The sequence below is a fragment of the Betaproteobacteria bacterium genome (assembly GCA_016713305.1).
Lineage (GTDB): Bacteria > Pseudomonadota > Gammaproteobacteria > Burkholderiales.
The window spans coordinates 45,283-63,720 of sequence record JADJPK010000031.1 but is presented as its reverse complement, the minus strand read 5'-3'; the positions used below and the strand labels follow the sequence as shown (position 1 = coordinate 63,720).

General features: G+C 68.4%; 14 protein-coding genes and 4 pseudogenes. 1 reads left to right on the top strand and 17 read right to left on the bottom strand.

Annotated features, from left to right (window positions below):
* Nucleotides 1-3 precede the first annotated feature (3 nt).
* From IPK20_22390 to IPK20_22370, 5 genes and pseudogenes are all read right to left on the bottom strand, one after another.
* Nucleotides 4-1,020: a TRAP transporter substrate-binding protein gene (locus IPK20_22390; protein ID MBK8019158.1), complete on the bottom strand. Its 1,017-nt coding sequence runs from the start codon at nucleotides 1,018-1,020 to the stop codon at nucleotides 4-6.
* Nucleotides 1,021-1,072: 52 nt separating this feature from the next.
* A pseudogene (locus tag IPK20_22385) lies at nucleotides 1,073-2,258 on the bottom strand (acyl-CoA dehydrogenase).
* A 214-nt stretch (nucleotides 2,259-2,472) separates the two neighbouring features.
* The gene (locus IPK20_22380; protein ID MBK8019157.1) at nucleotides 2,473-2,952 is read right to left on the bottom strand and encodes a phenylpropionate dioxygenase; all 480 of its coding nucleotides are present in this window, start codon (nucleotides 2,950-2,952) and stop codon (nucleotides 2,473-2,475) included.
* Nucleotides 2,953-3,082: 130 nt separating this feature from the next.
* Nucleotides 3,083-4,576, bottom strand: a complete 1,494-nt coding sequence (locus IPK20_22375) for an indolepyruvate oxidoreductase subunit beta family protein (protein MBK8019156.1) — start codon at nucleotides 4,574-4,576, stop codon at nucleotides 3,083-3,085.
* Complete coding sequence (locus IPK20_22370; GenBank protein MBK8019155.1) at nucleotides 4,573-6,726, bottom strand: indolepyruvate ferredoxin oxidoreductase subunit alpha; 2,154 nt, start codon at nucleotides 6,724-6,726, stop codon at nucleotides 4,573-4,575. The genes IPK20_22375 and IPK20_22370 overlap by 4 nt, the downstream gene beginning before the upstream one ends.
* Before the next feature lie 180 nt (nucleotides 6,727-6,906).
* Between IPK20_22370 and hpaR the strand changes: the two genes are divergently transcribed.
* Nucleotides 6,907-7,380 (top strand): homoprotocatechuate degradation operon regulator HpaR, encoded by a 474-nt coding sequence (gene hpaR, locus IPK20_22365; GenBank protein ID MBK8019154.1) that lies wholly within the window; start codon nucleotides 6,907-6,909, stop codon nucleotides 7,378-7,380.
* Between the two features lie 51 nt (nucleotides 7,381-7,431).
* Here the strand turns inward: hpaR and IPK20_22360 are convergent, their stop codons facing one another.
* The 12 genes and pseudogenes from IPK20_22360 to IPK20_22305 form a co-directional block, all read right to left on the bottom strand.
* Nucleotides 7,432-7,932: a fasciclin domain-containing protein gene (locus IPK20_22360; GenBank protein ID MBK8019153.1), complete on the bottom strand. Its 501-nt coding sequence runs from the start codon at nucleotides 7,930-7,932 to the stop codon at nucleotides 7,432-7,434.
* Nucleotides 7,933-8,059: 127 nt separating this feature from the next.
* A complete protein-coding gene (gene hpaH / locus IPK20_22355) occupies nucleotides 8,060-8,878 on the bottom strand; it encodes a 2-oxo-hepta-3-ene-1,7-dioic acid hydratase (GenBank protein ID MBK8019152.1) in 819 nt (272 codons plus the stop codon).
* A 2-nt stretch (nucleotides 8,879-8,880) separates the two neighbouring features.
* Nucleotides 8,881-9,285 (bottom strand): 5-carboxymethyl-2-hydroxymuconate Delta-isomerase, encoded by a 405-nt coding sequence (locus tag IPK20_22350; GenBank protein MBK8019151.1) that lies wholly within the window; start codon nucleotides 9,283-9,285, stop codon nucleotides 8,881-8,883.
* A 4-nt stretch (nucleotides 9,286-9,289) separates the two neighbouring features.
* Nucleotides 9,290-10,150: a 3,4-dihydroxyphenylacetate 2,3-dioxygenase gene (gene hpaD, locus IPK20_22345; protein ID MBK8019150.1), complete on the bottom strand. Its 861-nt coding sequence runs from the start codon at nucleotides 10,148-10,150 to the stop codon at nucleotides 9,290-9,292.
* A 106-nt stretch (nucleotides 10,151-10,256) separates the two neighbouring features.
* Complete coding sequence (gene hpaE, locus IPK20_22340) at nucleotides 10,257-11,720, bottom strand: 5-carboxymethyl-2-hydroxymuconate semialdehyde dehydrogenase (protein ID MBK8019149.1); 1,464 nt, start codon at nucleotides 11,718-11,720, stop codon at nucleotides 10,257-10,259.
* A pseudogene (locus IPK20_22335) lies at nucleotides 11,717-12,501 on the bottom strand (fumarylacetoacetate hydrolase family protein). Before IPK20_22335 ends, hpaE begins: the two are co-directional and overlap by 4 nt.
* Before the next feature lie 153 nt (nucleotides 12,502-12,654).
* Nucleotides 12,655-13,371 (bottom strand): annotated as a pseudogene (locus IPK20_22330) (fumarylacetoacetate hydrolase family protein).
* A 242-nt stretch (nucleotides 13,372-13,613) separates the two neighbouring features.
* Nucleotides 13,614-13,910 (bottom strand): nucleotidyltransferase domain-containing protein, encoded by a 297-nt coding sequence (locus IPK20_22325; GenBank protein MBK8019148.1) that lies wholly within the window; start codon nucleotides 13,908-13,910, stop codon nucleotides 13,614-13,616.
* 20 nt (nucleotides 13,911-13,930) lie between these two features.
* The gene (locus IPK20_22320) at nucleotides 13,931-15,466 is read right to left on the bottom strand and encodes an AMP-binding protein (protein MBK8019147.1); all 1,536 of its coding nucleotides are present in this window, start codon (nucleotides 15,464-15,466) and stop codon (nucleotides 13,931-13,933) included.
* 8 nt (nucleotides 15,467-15,474) lie between these two features.
* On the bottom strand, nucleotides 15,475-16,824 hold the full coding sequence (locus IPK20_22315) for a hypothetical protein (protein ID MBK8019146.1): 1,350 nt from the start codon (nucleotides 16,822-16,824) through the stop codon (nucleotides 15,475-15,477).
* A gap of 9 nt (nucleotides 16,825-16,833) precedes the next feature.
* Nucleotides 16,834-17,604, bottom strand: coding sequence for an SDR family NAD(P)-dependent oxidoreductase (locus tag IPK20_22310; GenBank protein MBK8019145.1), 771 nt, complete (start codon nucleotides 17,602-17,604; stop codon nucleotides 16,834-16,836).
* Nucleotides 17,601-18,435 (bottom strand): annotated as a pseudogene (locus IPK20_22305) (alpha/beta hydrolase). The gene IPK20_22310 and the pseudogene IPK20_22305 overlap by 4 nt, the downstream one beginning before the upstream one ends.
* Nucleotides 18,436-18,438 lie beyond the last annotated feature (3 nt).

Sequence of the window (18,438 nt, the reverse complement as noted above, 5' to 3'; positions counted from 1 at the left end):
GCCTCAGGGTTTGGCGACTTCGGCGCGGAATTCCTTCAGCACCTGCTCGGCATTGGCGAGGCCCTTCGCCTTGGCGTCCGCGATCCACTTCTGCTCCAGCGGAGCGGTCTTGGCGCGGATCTCGTCCATGAAGGCCTTGGGCGCGGGCATCATCTTCACGCCGGTGGTCTGCATGAGCGCGTGCGCGGACTTGTCCGTGCGGTCCCACGCCTGCCCGAAGGCCCGCGCGAGCGGTTCGCCGGTCAGCTTCGCGATGATGTCCTGGTCTGCCTTGGGAATGCGCCGCCACGCGTCCTCGTTCATCACGAACGCGAAGCTCGTGTTGTACAGGCCGCCGGGAAAGGTCGTGGCGTGCTTGACGATCTTCTCCAGCTTGAACGACTCGATGGATTCGGCGGGGAAGAACACGCCGTCCATCACGCCGGTGGAGAGCAGTTCGTACGACTCCGGCGCGGGCTTCAGGATCACCGTGGTGCCCAGCGCCTTGCCGATCTCGTTCACGATGCCGCCGCCGACGCGGAACTTGAGCCCCTGCAGGTCCGCGACGGACTGGATGGGCCGCTTGGTGTTGAAGATGTCGCCGGCGCCGTGCGTGAACACGGCCAGCACCTTCACGCCCTTGTGCTCGTTGAGTCGGGCGAGGTACTTGTCGTACACGTGCTGGTACGCCACGGAATTGATCTCGCCGTTGGCGCCACCGAAGGGCAGTTCCACCATCTGCGACAGCACGAAGCGGCCCGGCGTATAGCCGTGCACGCCGAAGGACACGTCGGCGAGGCCGTCGCGCACGGCATCGAAGGTGGCCGGCGGCGCCGCGACGGGCTTGGGAAGGATGTTGCACTTCACCCGGTTGGACGTCGCCTTGGCGACCTCGCCGCACCACCACGCCTGCGTGGTCGTCATGGCGTGCGTGGGGGGCACCCAGGCAGAGGCCGTCAGCGTCACATCCGCGGCGGCGGTCAGCGGCGCGGTGGCGAACAACGCGGCCAGGGCGCCCAGCAGCTTCTTGGCTCGAACCATCCTTCTCTCTCCCGTGTCTTGTGTGTTCGTCGTGTCGGCGTGCGGGCCGGTCTCAGGCGAAGGCCTGGATGCCGGTCTGCGCGCGCCCGAGGATCAGCGCGTGGATGTCGTGCGTGCCTTCGTAGGTGTTCACCACTTCGAGGTTGAGCATGTGGCGGATCACGCCGTATTCGTCCGAGATGCCGTTGCCGCCCAGCATGTCGCGCGCCGTCCGCGCGATCTCGAGCGACTTGCCGCACGAGTTGCGCTTCATGATCGAGGTGATCTCGACGGAATCGATGTGCTCGTCCTTCATGCGGCCCAGGCGCAGGCAGCCCTGCAGGCCGAGCGTGATCTCGGTCTGCATGTCGGCCAGCTTGCGCTGGATGAGCTGGTTGGCCGCGAGCGGTCGGCCGAACTGCTTGCGGTCCAGGGTGTACTGGCGAGCCGCGTGCCAGCAGGCCTCGGCCGCGCCCAGCGCGCCCCAGGCGATGCCGTAGCGGGCGGAGTTCAGGCAGGTGAACGGGCCCTTGAGGCCGCGCACGTCCGGGAAGGCGTTCTCTTCCGGGCACGAACACCTCGTCCATCACGATCTCGCCGGTGATCGAGGCGCGCAGGCCGAACTTGCCGTGGATGGCTGGGGCGCTCAGGCCCTTCATGCCTTTCTCGAGCACGAAGCCGCGGATGCGCCCGTCGTCGGTCTTGGCCCACACGACGAACACGTCGGCGATGGGCGAGTTGCTGATCCACATCTTGCTGCCGGTCAGCAGGTAGCCGCCGTCCGTGGACTTGGCGCGGGTGACCATGGAGCCGGGGTCGGAGCCGTGGTTGGGCTCGGTCAGGCCGAAGCAGCCGATCCACTCGCCGGTCGCGAGCTTGGGCAGGTACTTGCGCTTCTGCGCTTCGGTGCCGAATTCGTTGATGGGCACCATCACCAGCGACGACTGCACGCTCATCATCGAGCGGTAGCCCGAATCCACCCGTTCGATCTCGCGGGCGATGAGGCCGTAGCAGACGTAGTTGAGCCCGGCGCCGCCGTAGGTTTCGGGGATGGTCGAGCCCAGCATGCCCATCTCGCCCATCTCGCGGAAGATCGATGCGTCGGCCTGTTCGTGGCGGAAGGCCTCCAGCACTCGGGGCGCGAGCTTTTCCTGGCAGTAGGCGCGGGCGGAGTCGCGCACCATGCGCTCGTCCTCGGTCAGCTGCCGATCGAGAAGGAGGGGGTCGTCCCAGTGGAAAGGCGTCTTCGCTGCGGCCATCGTCTGCTCCAGTGCGTGGAAAGGGCTTCCGGCCGCTCTCCGGTTCGTAGAATCGGTGTCGGAGGAACGCCCGCTTAGCAAGGAACCAGAGGGGAAGGCCGTCCAGGGCCTTGCCGGGGCGCCGCAGTGGCGGCACCCGGGCGTTCGACCGTCTTCCCCGGTGGGGTCCGGGGAACGGCCGATTATCGCCTGATCGCCCGCGCGCTGGGCAGCGTTACATGATGAGATGGAAGGCGGGCAGGGCGCTGTCCGAGTTGAGCAGATCCACGCGCTTCAACCGGATCCGCAGCCGGCCATCCACCACTTTGAGTGTGTGCAGGGTCGTGCCGCAGTACCGGTGCAGGGTCTCGCCGCGGGATTCGGTATAGGCGAAGGGGGTGCGCGTGACGACCTCGTCTCCACCGGTGGACAGCTGTTCCGGCTGGGGCACCTGCAGCAGGTGATGGCCGTGCACGATCGCCTGCTGGGAGAACGCGGGCGGACTGCGCAGCCGGTCGATCCGGGAGCGCAGCAGCTCCACGTCCTCGTAGATCAGGTATTCCTCGTGCTCGGGGTCCGTCTGCCGGGGCGACAGCGGCATCCAGTAATGGCCGTCGTCGGTGAACATCGCCAGCCATTCGTCGAAGCGTGCTTCGTCGAGCAGGCGGGCTTCCAGGTAGATGAAGCGGGCAATTTCCTGTTCTGTGGTAGCCATGGCCGCGAGGACTCCTGTTCTCGTCCAGACATCCGCCCCGCACGGGAGTTCGCGGGTCCGGCCTCGAAGGGGAGCGGGTCCGGTGTCCGGTACGCCCGCCCTGGGGCAAACCCGGTGCCCGCGGTGTCCGTCAGGCGGCGAGCCGGGCCTTGGCCTCGCCGAGCTTGTCGCCCCGTTCGTCGGCCAGCGCTGCCTCCAGCAGCTCGCGCACGGCCGCGCCTGCACCGGGCCGGCCCTGCAGACGGTGCGCCGCGGACATCACGGTCTCGAAGTTGGCCAGGCCGCGCGCGTGCGTGTCGCCGTAGCCTTTGACCAGCCGCTGGCATTCGGCGAGGGCGATGGCGAGGTCGAGATCCCTGGCCGCGACTTCCGCAATGCGGGTGAGCCAGGCGTCGATGCGCCGCGTTTCCTCCACGAAACGCAGCGTGCGGCGGCGCATGGGGCGCAGCGCGGCAACGGCATACAGCTGCAGATAGCCGCGCAGCGAACTGGTGCGCACGACGCGCCCGCGGCCGAAGACGCGGCCCGTCAGCGACCGGGCCCAGGAGGTGCGCAGGAGCCAGCGGCCGAGACCGGCCGGCAGCGTGTCGGCGACTTCCTCCACGCGGGGGTGCATGAACTCGCTCACGTCCAGCAACTGATCGTCCCGCAGGCGGACTTCCCGGCTCACGCGTGCGAAGCGGCTGCGGCGGGTCTTCAGGTCCGCCACCCGGATGGTGTCCTCGTAGGTCATCCACAACGCGAGATGCCGGGCGGTCGTCTCGAACAGGCGAGGATCCAGCGAATTCGAGGCGGACAACTGCTTGGCCAGGGCCGCAAGGCGGTCGAGGTACTCCATGGCGTAGTCGATGTCCTGGTAGTCCGCCAGGCGCACGATGCCGGCCTCCAGCGTCGGGCGGACCTCCTGCGGGAACCCATGGGCGATCCGTTGTGCGAGCGCCTGCAGCCTCGGGCCCGGCTTCGGACCTTCCGGAATTCCGACTGCAGGTGCCACGGGGGCGGCCGCCAGCGTGAGGCCGGCGTCGAACGCGGCGAGGCTCGTGTCCACGCCCACGCCGCCGCGGCGGATGGCGTCGCGGAACGCCTCCACGGGCCACGGCAACGCCTTACTGCCCGCCAGAGCGCCGAGCAGCGCAGAACTCACCACGCTCCCCGCGCGCTCCGCCGCTTCGGCGAAGTCGCCGCAGATCCAGGTCTTCGCGCTCGCCTTGCAGGCGTCGAGCAGCTTGCCTGCGTCCACGCGGCCGTCGCCCATGGCGGTCTTCTCGGTCATGGAGTAGACGCGATGCGAAGACGCGATGAAGGTCGTGCGGTCGGGCGTCACCAGCCCGCGCTGCACCGCGCGCCCGGCTTCCATGAGTTCCGAGGCAATCACCACGTCCACGTCGCCGGGGAAGGGCATGAGTGCGAGCACCGGAAGCCGGCCCGGTTCGGGATCGGGCAGGATCTCGACGTAGTAGATCGTCGCGCCGGTGCGCTGCGCCACGCCCGGCACGGAGGTCGTCTGCGCGTGCCATCCCGCGTGCTCGGCCATGTCCACCAGCCAGTCGGCGAGCACGCCGCCGCCTTCGCCGCCCATCGCCAGGATCGCGATGCGCAGGGAACGTCCCGGCGCGGCCGTCATGCCGCGAGTCCGCTCAGACGGCGGTCGATGCGGTTCTGCAGCCAGCCGATCACGGCGCCGCGGACCCGCGCCTTGAAGCGGTCCCAGCCCGTGGGGTTGTTCACGATCTCCGCGCGGTAGAACGACGGGCACAGCACGGCGGCGTGCGATACCTCCCCGCACAGGCCGCAGCCCACGCAGCTGTCGAGCACCGCCGCGACGGGATCCCGCCGCAGCGGATCGGGATTGGGCTTGATGGTCAGGGAAGGGCAGCCGGACAGGCGGATGCAGGAGTGGTCGCCGGTGCAGGTATCGGGGTCCACACCGAAACGCTCGCGCACCATGCGGTTGCCGGCCTTCATGGCCTTGCGCATCAGCGGCTTCTCGCGCCGCTGGCGGTTCAGCATGCATTCGCTCTGGGCGATGACCACCTTGGGTCCCGCTGTCTTGGTGGTGAGCGCTTCGCGCAGTGTGTCTCGCATCTGCGCCACGCTGTAGGTGTGCGTGACTGTCCTGACCCACTGCACGCCCACGCCGCGCACGGCGTTCTCGATGGGGTTGCGTGTGGCGCGATCGGGATTCTCCGCCTTGGAGGAGAGCACGTCCTGTCCGCCCGTGGCCGCCGTGTAGCTGTTGTCCACCACAAGCAGCACGTTGTCCGTCTTGTTGAAGACGGCGTTGCCGACGCCGCTCGTGAGTCCGTTGTGCCAGAAGCCGCCGTCGCCCATCATGCTGATGGTGCGCCTGGCCGTGGCCTTGGTGTTGAGCGCCGAGGCACCTGCCCAGCCGAGGCCGTAGCCCATCGTCGAGGCGCCGATGTTGAACGGCGGCAGGATGGAGAAGAGGTGGCAGCCGATGTCGCAGCTCACGTGATGCGGCCCCAGCTCGCGCTCCACCAGCTTCATCGCGGCGAAGACCGGCCGCTCGGGGCAACCGGTGCAGAACGAGGGCGGACGCGGATGCACCTGCGCCGCGAGTTCCGCGGGCGCCACGGCGGGCGCCGGTGCAGGGGCGGGCTTGATGGATGCCGCGTGCAGCATCGCCGGGGCAGCCAGCTCCAGAAAGCGTCGCACGCCGGATTCCATCACCGCCCCCGTGTACTCGCCGGCCATGGGCAGCACGTCCTTGCCGTGCACGTCCGTCGTCACGCCGGCCTTGCGCAGAACGGCGTGCAGATTCTGCTCGAGAAAGTCCGGCTGGCCTTCCTCCACCATCAGCACGGCGCGCTTGCCGTCGCAGAAGCGGACGATCTCCGCGTCCACCACGGGATACGTGACGTTCATCACGTACAGCGGCACGTCGGTGTCGCCGTAGGCGTTCGCGAGGCCCAGGCGTTCCAGCGCGCGGATCACGCCGTTGTACATGCCGCCCTGGACGAGGATGCCCACATCGGCCGACTCCGGCCCGAAGAACTCGTTGAGCCCATGCTCGCGGATGAAGTTCACGGCCGCGGGCCAGCGCTTCTCGATCTTTTCCTTCTCGTGGAGATAGCTCGCCGGCGGCAGCACGATGCGGTTCACGTCGCGCGCCGGATGCTCGATGGCGTCCGCGAGCGTGAACGAGGGGCGCACGTTGTCGGACGCGGTGAAGCGGCCGTGCACGTGGCAGGCGCGGATGCGCAGTTCCAGCATCACCGGCGTGTTCGTCGCCTCGGAAAGCTCGAACCCCTTCTCCACGGCGTGCACGATGGACGGCAGGTTGGGCCGGGGGTCGAGCAGCCAGATCTGCGACTTCATCGCGAAGGCGTGGGTGCGCTCCTGCATGATGCTGGAGCCCTCGCCGTAGTCTTCGCCCACGATGATCAGCGCGCCGCCCTTCACGCCGCCGGAGGCCAGGTTGGACAGGGCGTCCGACGCCACGTTGGTGCCAACGACCGACTTGAAGGTCACGGCGCCCCGCAGCGGGTAGATGACCGAAGCAGCCAGCGCGGCCGTCGCGGCGGCCTCGGACGCGCTGTGCTCGAAGTGCACGCCAAGTTCTTCGAGAATGTCGTTGGCGTCCGCCAGCACGTCCATCAGATGCGACACCGGCGCACCCTGGTAGCCGGCCACATACGACACGCCAGACTGCAGCAGCGCCTTGGTGACGGCAAGAATGCCTTCGCCGCGGAATTCTTCGCCGGCCTTCAGGCGCAGCTTGCGGACTTCCTGCTTGAACGAACGTTCGGCCATCGATCTCGGGTATCCAGGGGAAATGCGCAGGCCATGCGATGCGGCGCTGCGTCGGTCTTGCACTTTACCGCCAAACCGCGGGGGCACAAATATGCGGGAGCGAGCAGAGGCGGACCGGCTCTCGCCCCGGGGGTTGGGCTAGACTCGAACCGTCGCCACGCCATCACGCGCCTTCTCATCGTGCCTCCGAACCGAAAGCGAGTCGCCCGTCGCAATCTGCCCCTGCTCCTGCTGCGAGCGCGCGAATCCATGATGCGCCGATTCCGGGGCGTGCTGAAGGAACGCGGACTCACCGATCAGCAGTGGCGCATCCTGAGGGCCCTGGCCGAGCACGGCGCCATGACGGCCACGGCGCTGGCGGACGAATGCTGCATGCCGGGCCCCAGCATCACCGGCGTGCTCGATCGCATGGAGCAGGGCGGGTTGGTGTCGCGCAGCCGGTCCGCCGCGGATCAGCGGCGCATGGATATCGTCCTGACGCCGCAGGGCGCGGCACTGGTCGAGGCCGCGCTGCCGGACATCGAGCGGGTGTACGCGGAACTCGAGCACACGGTGGGCGCCGCGCGTCTGGCGGCGCTGGCCCGCGAACTGGAGGATCTGCTGGTCGTGCTGGACGATGCGCAGGTCGAGGAGACGGGCGAGGTGCCGTCCTGATCCGCCTCGCGCGATCCGCGCCGGACTCTTCGCCCGGCGCGGATCACGGCGTCACTTCTTGGGCATCAGCACCGTGTCGATCGCGTGGATCACCCCGTTGCGGCCGAAGATGTCCGCCCGCTGGACCTTGGCTCCGTTGACGGTGACGGTCTTGCCGTCCTTGGCGATCTCCAGATTCTGGCCCTGGAGCGACTTGAACGAGCCGGAGGCGATGCGATCGGACGTCATCTCGCTCGGCAGCACGTGCAGCTTCAGGATCTCGGTGAGCTGTTCCTTGTCCTGCAGCAGCTTGCCCAGCGTGCCTTCGGGCAGCTTGGCGAATGCCTCGTCGGTCGGGGCGAACAGCGTGTAGGAGCCGTTGGCGCCCAGCGTCTGGTCCAGGCCCGAGGTCTTGATGGCGGTGACGAGCTTGCTGAACTGGCCGTCTTCGGCGGCCACCTCGACGAGGGACTTGCGGGCGATGGCCTGCTTGGCTTCGTTCACGGCCGTGCGGGTGGTCTCGCAGCCGGTGAGAGTGACGGCGAGGGCAGCAGCCAGAATGAATCGCAGCATGGGGGGAATCCTCCTGGGTGAATGATCGGGCGCACGCGGCGGTCGTGCCGAACGTCCAGACCCGGGAACGCGGGCCGAGTTCCGGTGCACCGCGCGATTGTAGCGGTGGATGCCCGGCGGCCCCGCGTCAGACAAAGCGGAAGGAGATGGAGCCCAGCGGGCCGTAATCTGCGTGGAAGCAGTCGCCGCGCGCGCCACCGGTGGGGCGGGTGAACGATCCGGCCAGGACGATCTCGCCGGCATCGAGGAACTCCTCGTGCGGCGCCAGCCGGTTGGCGAGCCACGCGATGCCGTTGGCCGGGTGGTTCAACACGGCAGCGGCCAGCCCGGTTTCCTCGATCACCGCGTTCTTGTGAAGCAGCGCCCCGGCCCACCGCAGATCCAGCGCGTCGGGCCGCACGGGACGTCCGCCCAGCACGATGCCGGCGTTGGCGGCGTTGTCGGAGATGGTGTCGAACACCTTGCGCGGCGCCTTGGTGGCGCTGTCGAACTGCTCGATGCGCGCATCGATGATCTCGATGGCGGGCGTGACGTACTCCGTGGCTTCCAGCACCTGGAAGAGCGTGACGCCCGGCCCCTGCAGCCGGCGCTTCAGCACGAAGGCGAGTTCCACCTCCACGCGCGGCACGATGAATCGCTCCAGCGGAATGTCGCCGCCGGACTCGAAGAACATGTCGTCCAGCAGCGCGCCGTAGTCCGGCTCGTCGATCTGCGAGGCCATCTGCATGGCGCGCGACGTGAGCCCGATCTTGTGGCCGCGCATCACGCGTCCGCGAGCGAGCTTGGCGGCCACCCACGCGCGCTGGATCGCGTAGCCGTCGGCCATGGTCATTCCCGGAAACTCCTTCGAGAAATGCGGCAGCTGCCTGCGGCTGCGCTCGGCGTCGTCCAGCCGCGTGGCCAGTTCGCGGATCGTGGATTCGGAAAGCGTGATCGACGTCGTCATGGTCAGACCGGTTTGCGGAATTTCGCGTGGACGTTGTTGTGCTTCCAGGTGCCCGCCTCGCTGAACTCGCCGATCTCCAGCGACAGCGCGAGCAGGCGGCGTTCGTACAGTTCGGCGAAGTGCGCCTTCATGAGATCGAACAGGGCGTCGCCCGTTCGCTTGAGCACCGCCTCGCCGCGACCGCTGCCCACCTTGAGCGCTCCGTGGACGAATGCGTAGTCGTCCGCGCCATCGGCCATGCACCAGGTGTCCAGGCGGATCGCGCGCACCCGCACGCCACCGATGGGGTAGACGGGCTTGCCGTCTTCCTGCTGCGCGACCAGCACGGCCGCGGCGCCGTTCACCAGCTCCTGCAGGCGGCCGTCGGCTTCCAGGTTGGCGGTGTATTCGAAGACGAGGTGGGGCATCGCATTACTCCAGGGGCACGACCGGAAACACGGCATTGAGCTGGCCGGTTCCGGAACTTGCGAAGTAGGGCGTGATCATCTCGACGGGCTCGCGGTAGCGGTCCCAGCCGAGCGCGCCCAGGAGCATTGCCGTGTCGTGCATGTGGCCCTCGCCCACGCACCGCTGCGCGTACTCTGGCAGCATCTTCGTGAAGGTGGCGAAGTCGCCCTGCTCCCAGAGCTGCAGCACGCGGATGTCCACCTGGCGGAAGAACTCGTCGCTGATCTCGTGGATGGACGACTCGGGACTGCCGTTGTCGTTGAAGCGGTGCGACAGCGAGCCACTCGCGAAGATCGCGGCCGTGCCGTCGTAGCGCTTCTCGATGGCCTCGCGCACGGCAGCGCCGAAGCGGCGGCTGTCTTCCAGCGTGTGCCAGTTGCACCACGCGGCAATGGACACCACCTTGAAGTGCCGGTCGGCATTCATGTACCGCATGGGCACGAGCGTTCCGTACTCGAGGTCCAGCGAGGTGTCGTGATGCGCGCGCGTGGGAACGCCGCGTTCGGTAGCCGTGGCGGCGATGATCTCGCCCAGCGCGCGGTTGCCGGGAAAGTCGTAATCGAGGTTCTTGATGAAGTGCGGCAGTTCGTTGCTGGTGTAGTTGCCGGCGAACCGCGGGCTGCAGTTCACGTGGTAACCGGCGTTGACGAGCCAGTGCGTGTCGAACACCACGATGGTGTCCACGCCCAGCGCCCGGCAGCGACGGCCGATCTCGTGGTGGCCGTCGATGGCGGCCTGACGGCAACCGTGGTGCGGGCCGGGCAACTCGGAGAGGTACATCGACGGCACGTGCGTGATCTTGGCGGCGAGGGCGAGTTTTCCCATGGTGGTCTCCCTATGGACGTCCGTTCGCCGGGCGCGGCCGCGTGCCGCCTCGCCCGGCAGCGCTTTCCGTTGCACTGCGATCCACGCGCATCGGGGTGGCCCGCCCTCAGACGCCCCACCGCGGAATCGGGTGGCGGCCGATCGCGACGCAGACGTTCTTGGGTTCGGTGAACACTTCGAAGCTCCACGTGCCGCCTTCCCGTCCCGTGCCCGAGGCCTTGATTCCGCCAAAGGGCTGACGCAGATCGCGCACGTTCTGGCTGTTGACGAACACCATGCCGGCCTCGATGCCTGCCGCGACACGGTGGGCGCGGCCGAGATTCTCGGTCCAGACGTAGGACGACAGGCCGTAGCGGATGTCGTTGGCCAGGCGCACTGCATCGGCTTCATCGTCGAAGGGGATGAGGCAGGCCACGGGACCGAAGATTTCGTCCTGCGCGATCTTCATGCGGTTGTCCACGTCGGCGAAGACGGTGGCGCGCACGAAGTTGCCGCCGCGCAGGCTGTCCGGCAATTCGGGGGGCTCGAGCCCGCCCGTGAGCAGTGCCGCGCCTTCCCGGGTGCCCAGCTCGATGTAACCACGTACCTTGGCCAGGTGCTCGGGCGTGATCATGGGGCCGATGATGGTCTTCTCGTCGAGCGGATCGCCGACGGCAAGCCGCGACGCGCGCTGGGCGAAGGTCTCGCAGAACGCGCGGTAGATCGACCGCTGCACGAGGATCCGCGAGCCCGCCGTGCAGCGCTCGCCGTTGTTGGAGAAGATCATGAACACGGCGGCGTCCATGGCACGTTCGAGGTCCGCGTCCTCGAAGACGATGAACGGCGACTTGCCGCCCAGTTCCATGGAGAACTTCTTGAGCCCGGCCTCGCGGATGATGCGGTTGCCCGTGGCCGTGCTGCCGGTGAACGAGATGGCGCGCACGTCCGGATGCTTCACCAGGGCTTCGCCCGCCGTGCGCCCGTAGCCGTGCACGATGTTCAGCACGCCCGGGGGAATCCCCGCTTCCAGCGCCAGTTCGCCCAGGCGCGAAGCCGTGAGCGGCGAGAGCTCCGACATCTTCAGCACCGCCGTGTTGCCCAGGGCGAGGCATGGCGCGGTCTTCCAGGTGGCAGTCATGAACGGCACGTTCCACGGCGAGATCAGCGCGCACACCCCCACCGGCTGGAACAGCGTGTAGTTGAGCATCGCGCCATCGACGGGATACGTGTGCCCGTCCATGCGCGTGCACACTTCGGCGAAGAAGTGGAAGTTGTCGGCGGCGCGCGGCACCAGCGCCTTCTTCGTCTGGCCGATGACCTGTCCCGTGTCGCGGGTCTCGGTGTCGGAGATTTCCGGGACGTGCTTCGTGATGAGTTCGCCCAGGTTGCGCATGAGCTTCGCGCGCGTGGCCTGCGGCGTCGCGGCCCATTTCGGGAACGCGGCCTTGGCCGCTGCGACCGCCAGGTCGATCTCGCGGTCGCCTCCGGCGGCGACTTCCGCCAGCACGTCCTGCGTGGCGGGGTTCACGGTCCGGAAGCGCTCGGGGCTGTCAACGGGCTTGCCGTCGATGAGGTGCAAGAGGGTCGTCATGCGGCCGATCCTGGAGAGTGCGCATCGCCGGTGTCGGCGATGACGGTGTTGACGAGGCGGCCCACGTGCTCGATCTCCGTGACGACCTCGTCCCCGGGCCGGGTGTCGGCGAGGCCTTCGGGGTGCCGGTGAGGATGATGTCGCCCGGAGAGAGCGTCATGAAGCGCGTCACGTACTCGATCAGGAACGGGATGTCGAAGACCATGTCGCGCGTCGTGCCGGTCTGCGTGCACTTGCCGTTCACGAACGTCCGCAGCGTCAGGTTCATGGGATCCGGGATGTGCCCGGCATCCACCAGCCACGGACCCAGCGGCGTGCAGCCGTCGCGATTCTTCACGCGCAGGTTGGGCCGGTAGTAGTTCTCGAGATAGTCCCGGAACGCGTAGTCGTTCGCCACGGTGTATCCCGCGACGAAGTCGTAGGCATCCGCGCGGGCCACGCGCCGCGCCTGGCGGCCGATGACCACGGCCAGTTCGCACTCGTAGTGCATGTACGTGACGTCCGCGGGCCGGCGGGATACGCCGCGGTGGCCGACGAGGGCGGACTCGCTCTTCATGAAGATGAGCGGCTCGTCGGGCGCCTTGAAGGCGAGTTCCTTGGCGTGATCGGCATAGTTGAGCCCCAGCGCCAGGACGGTTCGCGGGCGCGCGGTGGGCGCGAGTGGCGGGAGCCACACCACCTCGGTTTCGGCGGCCAACGTGCCGTCGGCGAGGCGCAAGGCTTCTCCCTCCGGAAACGCCCAGTGAACGGCGCCGCGATAGGCAACGCGAGCGCGCTTCATGGCCTCGCACTCCGCTCCACGGCGTCCTCGCGGACGATCCGCGGCGACAGCATGCCGATGCCGGCGCAGCGCACCTGCACCCGTTGACCGGCGCTGACGCGAGGCCGGTCCGGTCCACAGCCCAGCATGAGCACGTCGCCTTCGCGCAGCGTCGCGGAAGGCGGAGATGTCGGCGATCAGGTGCGCGGCATCGCGTACCCAGCGGTTCATCGGAACCCGCTGCGCAGTCTCGCCGTCCACCACGACTTCGAGGACGAGCGTTTCGAGCGGCGGGACACTGCCGGCATCCACAACCCACGGGCCGATCGCGCACGACCCGTCCAGGCACTTGAACCGGACGGGGGGACGGAAGAAGGACGCCGTGGGGACGGAAAGATCGGCGACGAGTGTGATGCCGGACACGCACGCCCAGGCATTCTCGCGCTTCACGCGGGTTGCGTCGGTCCCGAGGACGACGGCCACGGCAGCGCAGATTTCCATGGCGTCCACCCCCTCGGGCATCCGGAACTCGTCGAACGCGCCCACCCAGGTGTTGGCCGGCTTGATGTACAGGACGGGTGCCTTGGGCGCGGCCTTGTATGGGGGCTGTTCCAGCGCCTCTCCCAAAGCCGCGAGTTCATCGGCGGAGTTGAGCGCGACGCCATACACGGTGCCGCGGGTCGGCACGGCAGGCCGGTCGCCGCCCAGCAGGCCCGCCCAGCCGTCCCGGTCGAGGGAAGCCGGGTCGGACGTCAGTTCGAGCCGCCGTTGCGCACCGTCAGACGCGCTGCGCAGCCATCCGGAAACCTGCACGCTGCTCCTCCGTTGCCGTTTGTCCGCCGTGCGCCGGCGGATCGACGTTGCAGACCAGCCCGCGCGCTGACCGGCGATGACGCCGGGGACGAGAGCCGTGAATTGCTTAACATGTTAGGTAATCTTGCGCTCTGGGCCCCCACAGGTCAATGAGGACGTCCGGCGGCCGCGGCATGAATTCGGAGGGACGAGACCGCGCGGAAGCGTTCCGGCCCGGAGCCGAACGCCGGCGATGTCAGGTCGGGTCCTGGCCAGTGGTTCCGAGTGCGGCCAGTGTATGTTCAGCCGCCTCGACCTTGTGCTTCACCCTTCAGCGGTCATCAGGCGACATACTGGGGTTCCGCGGTTCGCACCACTTCATCCCTGAAATGACGGCTGAGGTCCTGTGCGGTTCGAAGGTCCACCTTTCTGCCGCCCAGCAGTTCGGACAGCTCGATCTCGATTCTGGCCATGTCCAGCAATGTCGTGCGAGCGTCCGGTTCGAACTCAACCAGAAGATCGATATCGCTATCTTCGCGGGCCGTGCCTTTGAGCATCGAACCGAACAGCGAACGGTGGGAGAGGTCTGCCTGCTGGCAACGTGAGCACCCCCGTTGCCACAGTACGGCCCGGCGCATGTCCTCGCTTCTTCGAGCGCCTACTGCCCGGGCAGCGCGCCCGCCTTGCCGTACCGTTCCCGCAGCAGGTTCTTCTGGATCTTTCCCAGGGCATTGCGCGGGAACTCGTCGACGAACACCACGTGCTTGGGCACCTTGTAGTTGGCGAGCAGCTCCTTCGCACGTGCGACGAGAGACGGTCCGTCCACGGCCGGGCCGTTCGGTGCGCGGATGACCACGGCGGTGACGGCTTCGCCGAAATCGGCGTGGGGGATGCCGATCACGGCGGACTCGGCCACGCCCGGGCAGGCGTTGAGCACAGTCTCCACTTCGGCGGGATACACGTTGTAGCCGCCGGAGATGATGAGGTCCTTGGCGCGGCCGGTGATCGCCACGTAACCGTCGGTGTCGCGCGTGCCCAGATCCCCGGTGCGGAAATAGCCGTCTGCGGTGAAGTCCTCCGCCGTCTTGCCGGGCATGCGCCAGTACCCCGAGAAGAGCCCCGGTCCGCGGACCTGGATCATGCCGATCTCGCCGTCGGGCAGCGGGCGGTCGTCGCGGTCGGCGATGCGCAACTCCACATCGGGAAGCGCGCGGCCCACCGAACCCGCGCGGCGTTCGCCGTCGAGCGGGTTGGAGGTGAGGATCATGGTCTCGGTCGTGCCGTAGCGCTGGACGATGTCGACGCCGAAGCGGTCGCGGAAGCGTTCCTGGTTCTCCGGCGTGAGCGGGGCGGACCCGCAGGTCACCAGGCGCAGGTGCGCGAACGTCTCGCGGGTGAAGCGCCCGTCGGCGACGATGCGGTGGTAGAACGTCGGCACGCCCATCAGCACCGTGGCGCGGGGCAGGGCGTCGAGCAGCGCGTCGAGCTGGAACCGGGGCTGGAAGATCATCCGGGCCCCCGCGGCCAGCGCGACATTGCACGCCACGAACAGACCGTGGCCGTGGAAGATGGGCAAGGCGTGCAGCAGGACATCGTCCCGCGTGAAACCCCAGATCCGACCAAGCGTCAGTGCCGCGTGCTCGATCGCCCGCCGGCTGATGGTCGCGCCCTTGGGCCGGCCCGTGGTTCCCGAGGTGTACAGCACCGCATTGAGGTCGTTGTCGCCTCGCGGAACGGCAGTGAACTCCGGCGAAGCCTCGCGCGCGGCGTCCGCCCAGGTACCGGCCCCGGATTCGTCCAGCGTGAAGACATGCCGCACTCCGGCACGGTACGCGACCTCGCGCATCTCCATGGCGTGCCGGGGCGTGCACACGAGCACGCGCGGCGCCGCATCCTCCAGGAAGTAACCCAGCTCGGCCGGCTGGTACGCGGTGTTGAGCGGCAGATAGACGAGTCCCGCGCGCAGGCAGGCGAGGTACAGCGCGAGCGACTCCTGCGACTTCTCGGCGCACACGGCAACCCAGCTGCCCGGCTCGCACCCCAGTGCCGCGAGTGCCGAGGCGAAACGCCCGGTCAGGCGATCCATCTCGCCGTAGGTGAGCGTGCGGCCATCCGGCGTTTCCAGCAGCGGAGTGTCCGGCCCGGACAGCCAGGGTGAGAGGGCGCGTTCGTAGAAGTTGACGGGCGGGGACATGGTCCGGGTCAGCAATCGAAGGAGGCGTCGACCGCACCGGCGGCGAGCGCCGCCGCCAGCGTCTCCGTAGCGGGGTCGGACGCCTTGCCGATGGCGGCGAGGGCAGCGGGCGACAGGACCTGGATGCGGGCGCCGGGCAGCATGCTTACGCGCGAGGCGCCCGCGGCGAGCGCGGCGAAGATGCCGCCGCCGGATACTCCGGTGACGATGAGGTGCACCTGGTATCCGGCACGGTGGAACGAACGCAGCACCAGGGCCAGCATGGCCATGTAGCGGCTGAGGAAGACCCGCTCGTCGTCGGGATCGGCCGAGTGGTTTTCCGTGTCCGCGAGGATCGTCAGGGTGCGCGGCCCGTTCCCTTCCGCGATGAGCTTCAGACCCTTCGCCAGCGCGGCGGCGCCCGGAGCGGTCGCGGGGTGGCCGTCCACGAACCCCGCGACGAGCGTTCGAGCACCCGGAAGATCGTTCGCCGGACTGCTGCGCGCGCCCAGGCCACGCCATCCGGTCAGGGCATCGCCGTCGCGGCAATGCGCATCGAACGCGAAGACGGTCTGGCCGCTGCGCATGGCAATGCAGCCCGCCGGGAGGACCGCCCGGAGCACGCGCGCCACAGGCGCGTCGAAAGCGCCGGGCGAGACCAGCGTGGGCGGGGGCTGAATGCGCGGGCCGAGCCGCTGCCAGAGGGAGTCGAGCGTGTCGCCCGCGATGTCCGCGGAGCGCAGCGGGTTCGTCCGCTCCGCGAGGCATTGCAGCAGCGCGCGGCGGTACGCGTCTTCGGAGTCCTCGCAAAGCAGCGTGCCTTCGTCCGCCTCGGCCCGCGCGGCGCCGCCGATGAGAGATCTCACGGCCGCGCGGTGGGAGGCATCGAACGATGCCTTGCCGGCGATGCTCTCGATGAGCTTGGGCCCGGACATGGCGATGAGCGAGTCCGCGTTCACGATGCGCTTCTCGCACAGGGCGGAAATCATGCTGGCGCCGCCGAATGCGTGCCGGGTCACGAGGGCGAACATGCGCAGCCCGCCGAGTCGCGCATCGAGCAGGGCACGCAGCAGGGAGCGCAGGGCGGCCACCGTGTGCATGCCGTCGGTGACCCGCATGCCGCTCGTGTTGACGACGAACACCAGGGGAAGCCGCGTCTGGACTGCGTACCACACGGCATCGGTGATCTGGCGCGCTTCCACCCGGCCGATGGAGCCGTGCTGCTTCGCGTAGTCGAACGCGACGACCGTCAGGCGGTGCGACCGCAGAACCGCCTCGCCCAGGACCACGTCGCCGGAACCCGTCATGAGGGGCCCGGGCGTCGAGAACTCGTCGAAGAGCGCCTCGAGCTGGTCGGCGATCGGCAGGTCGGCGAACACGGCGATCGATCAGCGGTACATCGCGCCGCCGTCGGCGTCGATCACCACTCCGCTCAGGTACGAGGCCCGGGCCGAGGCGAGGTACACGACGATGTCCGCCATTTCTTCCGCCAGTGCCGGCCGCCCGAAGGGCAGATCGGCCAGCAGCTCGCGCCAGCGCTCGGGATCGTTGAGGCTCGCCTGCGCGCGGGTGCGGTAGAGCTGGATGAGCCGGTCCGTCTCGGTCGGACCGGGATTGACGCCCACGACGCGCACCCCTTTGCGGGAACTGTGGGCTCCGGCCGCCTTGGTGAACGCGATGAGCCCCGCGTTCGCGGTGGAACCGCAGAGGTAGTCGTTGCGCGGCGCCGCGCCGGCGATGCCGATCACGTTGACGATCACGCCGTGGCCCCGCTCCATCATGGGCAAGAGCGTCATGCGCGTGAGATCGACGTAACCGAAGACCTTCAGTTCCCAGCTGTCGCGCCAGCGCTTCGCGTCGACGAGATCCAGCCCGCCGCCCGGGATGGCACCCGCGTTGTTCACCAGGATGTCCACGCCGCCTGCCAGCGGACGGACCGTCTCGATGCCTTCCGGACGCGAGAGGTCCGCGACGACGCCGGACACCTGCCCGAGCCCCAGGCCCCGGAGCGTGGAGACGGCCTTGTCGACATTGACGGCCGACGCGGCCACGAGCTGGACGCTGCAGCCTTCACGCAGGAACGCCTGCGCGCAGGAAAAGCCGATGCCGCGCGAACCGCCGGTGATGAGGACCCGCTTGCCCGAGAGTTCGAGATTCATGGCTGTGCGCTCCTGCCGTCCACGGCGGTGAAGAAGTCGAGCAGGGCGCGGTTGAAGGCGTCCGGCTCTTCGAGGTTGATGGGATGACTCGTGCGCGGCACGACCCACAGCCTGCGCATCGGGAATGGTGCGCTTCATGAAGAGCGCGGGCTCCAGGCAAGGGGCGTCGTCGTCGCCGGAGATGACCAGCACGGGCATGGGCAGCTTCGCCATCGCCGGCCCCAGTTCGTAGACCGTGGGCCGCTTCATCTGGCACCCCCGGATCGTGAGTGCCGTGCCCAGCGGCGAGTGCTCGCCGAAGTAGCGGTTGAACTCCTCGAACCCGCGCGGGTCCTTTTCGCGGTAGCGGGCGCGCACGGCGCTGTTGGCGTAGTGCCGGATGCCCTCCGCCATGCCCAGGCGCTGGATGCGTTCGGAGAGGTCCATGCAATCCTGGAAGAATGCCTCGCGCTTGTCGGGGTCCGAGCCGTGCCCCGCTCCGGCGATCACCAGCGAGCGGGCCATCTCCGGATGGGCGATGCCGAAGTTGAGCGTGGCGTAACCGCCCATGGAAAGGCCGACGACGTGCGCCCGGTCGATGCCGCAGCCGCGCATCACGTTGGCGATGTCGTCCACGGCCTGGCGCTGGCTGTAGGCGTCCGGGTCCTCCGGCACTTCGGAGGGAGGGTAACCGCGGGCGTTGTACGTGACGCAGCGGTAGCGGCGGCCCAGGAACCGGACCTGCTGTTCCCAGCATCGGGTATCGCCCGCCAGTTCGTGCACGAACACGACCGGAATGCCCGTGCCGGAATCTTCCACGTACAGCTTCACGCCGTCGGACGTCACTTGCATGGT

Coding starts and splice junctions, on each gene's coding strand:
- IPK20_22390 (MBK8019158.1), bottom strand. CDS start 1,020: ATGGTTCGAGCCAAGAAGCTGCTGGGCGCCCTGGCCGCGTTGTTCGCC.
- IPK20_22380 (MBK8019157.1), bottom strand. CDS start 2,952: ATGGCTACCACAGAACAGGAAATTGCCCGCTTCATCTACCTGGAAGCC.
- IPK20_22375 (MBK8019156.1), bottom strand. CDS start 4,576: ATGACGGCCGCGCCGGGACGTTCCCTGCGCATCGCGATCCTGGCGATG.
- IPK20_22370 (MBK8019155.1), bottom strand. CDS start 6,726: ATGGCCGAACGTTCGTTCAAGCAGGAAGTCCGCAAGCTGCGCCTGAAG.
- IPK20_22360 (MBK8019153.1), bottom strand. CDS start 7,932: ATGCTGCGATTCATTCTGGCTGCTGCCCTCGCCGTCACTCTCACCGGC.
- hpaH (MBK8019152.1), bottom strand. CDS start 8,878: ATGACGACGTCGATCACGCTTTCCGAATCCACGATCCGCGAACTGGCC.
- IPK20_22350 (MBK8019151.1), bottom strand. CDS start 9,285: ATGCCCCACCTCGTCTTCGAATACACCGCCAACCTGGAAGCCGACGGC.
- hpaD (MBK8019150.1), bottom strand. CDS start 10,150: ATGGGAAAACTCGCCCTCGCCGCCAAGATCACGCACGTGCCGTCGATG.
- hpaE (MBK8019149.1), bottom strand. CDS start 11,720: ATGACGACCCTCTTGCACCTCATCGACGGCAAGCCCGTTGACAGCCCC.
- IPK20_22325 (MBK8019148.1), bottom strand. CDS start 13,910: ATGCGCCGGGCCGTACTGTGGCAACGGGGGTGCTCACGTTGCCAGCAG.
- IPK20_22320 (MBK8019147.1), bottom strand. CDS start 15,466: ATGTCCCCGCCCGTCAACTTCTACGAACGCGCCCTCTCACCCTGGCTG.
- IPK20_22310 (MBK8019145.1), bottom strand. CDS start 17,604: ATGAATCTCGAACTCTCGGGCAAGCGGGTCCTCATCACCGGCGGTTCG.